We start from the raw sequence: 5,358 nt of genomic DNA, 5'->3' as shown, positions 1-5,358 counted from the left end.
GACTGCTCATGACGGCCCTCGCCGTCATGCTCGGCACCGCCTTCGTGGCGGGCACCCTCGTCTTCACGGACACCCTCGGCAACGCGCTGCGCTCCCAGAGCGCCAAGAGCTACACCGACATCACCGTCACGGTCAGCGACCGCGGCGCCGTCGGCAAGGGCTACGACCACGGCGGCAGGACCGCCGGCGGGCCCGCCCTCACCGAGGACACCCGCAAGGCGCTGGCCGCCCTGCCGGGAGCCGCCGAGGCACGCGGCGTGGTCAGCGGTTTCGCCGGCATCGCCGACCGCAAGGGCGCGCTGATCGGCAACGGCTTCTCCACCACCGGCACCAACTACGTCCCCGGCGCGGACGGCACCGACCCGCGGTACCCGCTGGTCGAGGGCCAGGGCCCCAAGAGCGCCAAGGAGATCGCGCTCGACCGGAGGACCGCCGAGAAGGGCGGCTACCAGGTCGGCGACACCGTCCGGGTCGCCGTCAACGGCCCGGTGATGGAGCTGAAGCTCACCGGCACCCTGCGCACCAACGACCCGCGCGTCGTCTCCGGCGGCTCGCTCGCCGCCTTCGACACCGCGACCGCCCAGCAGCTCTACCTCTCCCCCGGCCGCTTCGCCGAGATCGACGTCAAGGGCAAGCCCGGCGCCGACGACAACGCCCTGCTCACCGCCGCCAAGCAGGCCGTCCCGCCGGGCGACACGATCGACGCGCAGACCGGCCGCGAGCTCGCCGCCGACCAGGACCGGATGATCGAGGCCGGCACCAAGGGCATGAGCCGCGCCCTGCTGGTCTTCGCCGGCATCGCGCTCTTCGTCGGCGTCTTCATCATCGCCAACACCTTCACCATGCTGGTCGCCCAGCGCACCCGGGAACTCGCGCTGCTGCGCGCCGTCGGCGCCAGCCGCAAGCAGATCACCCGCTCCGTACTGCTGGAGGCCCTGGCGGTCGGCCTGAGCGCCTCGGTGGCCGGCCTCGTCGCCGGTGTCGGCATCGCCTCCGGCCTGCGCGCACTGCTGAACGGCCCGCTGGAGGCCAACCTGCCGGACGGCCCGCTGGTCGTCGGCCCGTCCACGGTGCTCACCGCCGTCGGTGTCGGCGTCCTGGTGACCGTGCTGGCCGCCTGGCTGCCCGCCCGCCGCGCCTCCCGGATCGCCCCCGTCGCGGCGATGAGCTCGGCCGAGCAGCCCGCCACCCAGAAGAGCCTGCTGGTCCGCAACATCATCGGCCTGCTGTTCTCCGCGGCCGGTGTGGGCGGCCTGCTGGCCGGCTCGGCCGCCAAGGAGGTCAAGCTGGTCGGCCTCGGCGCCGGCGCGCTGCTGATCGGCGTGTTCGTGCTGACCCCGCTGCTCGCCCGGCCGCTGATCGCGCTGTTCGCCCCGCTGCTGCGCAGGCTGTACGGGACGCCGGGCAAGCTGGCCCGGGAGAACGCCGTCCGCAACCCGCGCCGCACCGCCGCCACCGCCTCGGCGCTCACCATCGGCGTCACCCTGATCACCGCGCTGACCGTGGTCGGCGCCTCGGTGAACAAGGCCGTGGACGAGGCCACCGCGAGCGACATGAAGGCCGACTACACCGTCGCCATGCAGAACTACTCGATGCTCTCCCCCGACGTCGCCCCCCAGATCGCCCGGACGCCCGGCGTCACCGCGATGAGCGTGATGCGCAGCGTCCCGGTCGAGACCGGCGCCGACGGCGACACCGAGTGGCTGACCGCCGTCGACGCGGACACCATCGACCGGCTGGCCACCGTCAAGGTGAAGGAGGGCGCGGCCGACGCGCTCAAGCAGGGCAAGCTGCTGATCACCGCCGGCCACGCCGAGCGCACCGGCCTCACGGTCGGCTCGGCCCTGGCCGTCACCTACCCGGACGGCACCAAGGGCTCGCTGGTGGTCGGCGGCGTGCTGGAGGCCAACTCCGTGCTGAGCGGCCTGGTCGCCCCGGACGCCGTGGTCGGGCCGCACGCCTCGGCCGGCGCCGGCCTGGACAAGGTGCTGGTCAAGGGCGCCGACGGCGCGACCGCCGGACTGAAGCAGGCGCTGCGCGACGCCACCGGCGGCAACCCGCTGATCGCGGTCAAGGGCGAGAAGGACATCAAGGCGGAGAACCGCCAGCTGGTGACCGCCGTGCTCAACATGATGTACGGGCTGCTCGGCATGTCCGTGGTGATCGCGGTGCTCGGCGTCGTCAACACCATGGCGATGTCGGTGTTCGAGCGCCGGCGCGAGATCGGCATGCTGCGGGCGATCGGCCTGGACCGCCGCGGCATCGGCCGGATGGTCCGGCTGGAGTCGCTGGTGATCGCCCTGTTCGGCGGCGTGGTCGGCGTCCTGCTCGGCATCGTCACCGCGTGGGCGGGCATCCGGACGCTCGCGGACGTCTTCAAGGGCATCACCACGGTGGTCCCGCCGGTCCAGGTGCTGGTGTTCCTGCTCGGCGCCGCCCTGATCGGCCTGCTCGCCGCCCTCTGGCCGGCCCGCCGGGCCGCCCGGGTGGACATCCTGGACGCCATCAAGAGCGCGTAGAGCACGGGAGATGACGAGGAGCCTCCGGCCGGAACGGGTACCGGCCGGAGGCTCCGGCATGAGGTGGAACGTTTCGTCAGCAGCCGTTGAGGATCGCGGAGAGCGCGCTCTTCTCGGCGCTGTCGACGTTCAGGCCGTAGTAGTACTTCACCTGGACCCAGGCGCGGGCGTAGGTGCAGCGGTAGGAGGCCTGCGGCAGCCAGTCGGCCGGGTCCTGGTCGCCCTTGGTGCGGTTGGAGGACGCCGAGACGGCGAGCAGCTGCGGGCGGGTCAGGTCGTTGGCGAAGGCCTTGCGCTGGTCGGTGGTCCAGGCCCAGGCGCCGGAGCGCCAGGCCTCGGCGAGCGGCACCAGGTGGTCGATGTCGAAGGCGGACGCGTTGGTGGTGGTGACGTTGTCGTACACCGAGGTCCAACTGCCGCTCACGGACGCACAGGCGGAGTCGGTCACCACGCCGCTGCCGTCGCGCTTGAGCACGGTCTCCCGGGTGTTGCAGGTGCCGGAGATGGTGATCCAGTGCGGGAACAGCGTCCGGTCGTAGGTGTCGGCGTGGGTCTCCGCGGCCACCGGGAGGGCGGCCAGGTAGGTGCGGGCGATGGCGGCCGACACCGGGGTGGGCAGGGCGGCCTGGGCGGTGCCGGCACCGGCCAGCAGGGTGGTGAGGGCCAGCAGCAGCGCACCGAGGACGGCGAGCAGGGCACGGTGGGGCGTGCGTATGGCAGGCATGCAGGGACTCCAGGATCGGTGTGAGGGCAGGCCGAAGCCCCCGGGCGGAGCCGCCCGGGCTGGCAACCAGCATGGCGTGCAGGGGGTTTACGCGGGTAGACCCTAGAGGTGAACTTTTGAGTGAGAGTCAGGTCACAGTGCCCCCGCGGACGATGGCGCGGAGCGGGGGCCGGGCCCGCACGGCGGGCGGCGGCCGCACCGGCCGGCCCACGGCGGCCCGCACTGCACGGACCGGGCACCCGGCCTAGCCTGGAAAGGCCGCTGCGGAGAGAGGGGAGCCCCCCATGGACCGGGCCTATCCGCCCATCGCGTACCACGGGATGATCGGCGACCTCCAGACCGCCGCCCTGGTGGCCGGCGACGGCACGCTGGACTGGTGGTGCACCCCGCGCTTCGACTCGCCCAGCGTGTTCGCCTCCCTGCTGGACAGCGACCGCGGCGGCCGCTTCCGGCTCGCCGCCGACCTCGACCCCGGGCCGGAGACCAGCGTGCGGCAGCTCTACCTGGCCGACACCGCCGTCCTGGTCACCCGCTTCATGGCACCGGGCGGCGTGGGCGAGGTCATCGACTTCATGTCCCCGGACATCTCCTCCACCCCCTCCGACCGGCACACCGTGCTACGCCTCGCCCGGGCCGTCCGCGGCAGCCTGCCGTTCGAGCTCACCTGCCGCCCCCGCTTCGACTACGGCCGGGCGAACCACAGCCTGTCCCGGGACGGTGACGGCGCGGTGCGGTTCCACGGCCCCGGCACCGACCTGCACCTCACGGCCACCCCCGGCATCGAGCTCCGCCCCGAGGGCGACGACATCAGCGCCCGGTTCACCCTCGACGCCGGCGAGTTCGCCGCCTTCGCCCTGACCAGCACGCCCTCCGCGGCACCCGCCGAGGCCCCGCTCGACCTGGCCACCGCCCAGCGGCTCTTCGACGACTGCCGCCACTTCTGGCTGGACTGGCTGCGCCACTCCACCTACCGGGGCCGCTGGCACGACATGGTGAACCGCTCCGCCATCACCCTCAAGCTGCTCACCTACGCGCCCAGCGGGGCGCCGATCGCCGCCGCCACCATGGGACTGCCCGAACAGGTCGGCGGCGAGCGGAACTGGGACTACCGCTACACCTGGATCCGCGACGCCTCGCTCTCCGTCCGCGCCCTGATCGACCTGGGCTTCACCGACGAGGCCCACGCCTTCCGCCGCTGGCTGCGGGCCCGGCTGGAGGCCGGCGGCACCGCGTCGGGCGAGCCGCTGCAGATCATGTACCGGGTCGACGGCGAGCCGCACCTGACCGAGGAGACCCTCGGCCACCTGGAGGGCTACCGGAGGTCGGCCCCCGTCCGGGCGGGCAACGCCGCGGCCGACCAGATCCAGCTCGACATCTACGGCGAGGCCATCGACGCCCTCGCCCAGCACGCGGACATCGGAGCCCTCCGCGGCTGGCACTCCCTGGCCGAACTGATGGACTGGTTCGCCGACCACTGGGACCGCCCCGACGAGGGCATCTGGGAGACCCGCGGCGGGCAGCAGAACTTCACCTACAGCCGGCTGATGTCCTGGGTCGCGTTCGACCGCGGCATCCGCCTCGCCACCGCCCACTCCCGCCCCGCCGACCTCGACCGCTGGCGCACCGCCCGGGACGCCGTCTTCCGCCAGCTCGTCGAGCGCGGCTGGAGCGACCGGCGCCGGGCCTTCGTCCAGCACTACGACACCGAGGTCCTGGACGCCTCACTGCTGCTCATGCCGCGGATGGGCTTCATCACCCCGCGCGACCCCGACTGGCTCTCCACCCTCGACGCGATGGAGCAGGAGCTGGTGAGCGACAGCCTGGTCTACCGCTACGACCCCGCCGCCTCCCCGGACGGCCTGCGCGGCTCCGAGGGCACCTTCAACCTCTGCACCTTCCTCTACGTCGAGGCCCTCGCCCGTGCCGGGCGCCTCGAACAGGCGCGCTACGCCTTCGACAAGATGCTCACCTACGCCAACCACGTCGGCCTGTTCGCCGAGGAGATCGGCCCCTCCGGCGACGCTCGGCTCGTCGATCCTGCGCAACCGCCGTGAGGCCGCCGAGGGCGGCGAAGGCGGCGGGGAACGGGAACTGGTGAGCAGCGGCAAGTAGCGC

3 protein-coding genes are annotated in these 5,358 nt (G+C 73.0%); 2 read left to right on the top strand and 1 reads right to left on the bottom strand.

Annotated features, from left to right (window positions below; translation table 11 throughout):
• Positions 1 to 2: 2 nt before the first annotated feature.
• Positions 3 to 2,519, top strand: a complete 2,517-nt coding sequence (locus ABZ885_RS34745) for an FtsX-like permease family protein (RefSeq protein ID WP_360197820.1) — start codon at positions 3 to 5, stop codon at positions 2,517 to 2,519.
• Positions 2,520 to 2,595: 76 nt separating this feature from the next.
• On the opposite strand, the gene ABZ885_RS34740 is transcribed toward ABZ885_RS34745, so the two are convergent.
• Positions 2,596 to 3,243 (bottom strand): HNH endonuclease family protein, encoded by a 648-nt coding sequence (locus tag ABZ885_RS34740; protein ID WP_360197817.1) that lies wholly within the window; start codon positions 3,241 to 3,243, stop codon positions 2,596 to 2,598.
• Between the two features lie 284 nt (positions 3,244 to 3,527).
• On the opposite strand from ABZ885_RS34740, the gene ABZ885_RS34735 reads away from it, so the two are divergent.
• The gene (locus ABZ885_RS34735; protein WP_360197814.1) at positions 3,528 to 5,297 is read left to right on the top strand and encodes a glycoside hydrolase family 15 protein; all 1,770 of its coding nucleotides are present in this window, start codon (positions 3,528 to 3,530) and stop codon (positions 5,295 to 5,297) included.
• Positions 5,298 to 5,358: the final 61 nt, after the last annotated feature.

Source organism: Kitasatospora sp. NPDC047058 (assembly GCF_040643935.1).
GTDB lineage: Bacteria > Actinomycetota > Actinomycetes > Streptomycetales > Streptomycetaceae > Kitasatospora.
This window is presented reverse-complemented; position numbering and strand designations above follow the sequence as displayed.

Coding starts and splice junctions, on each gene's coding strand:
- ABZ885_RS34740 (WP_360197817.1), bottom strand. CDS start 3,243: ATGCCTGCCATACGCACGCCCCACCGTGCCCTGCTCGCCGTCCTCGGT.
- ABZ885_RS34735 (WP_360197814.1), top strand. CDS start 3,528: ATGGACCGGGCCTATCCGCCCATCGCGTACCACGGGATGATCGGCGAC.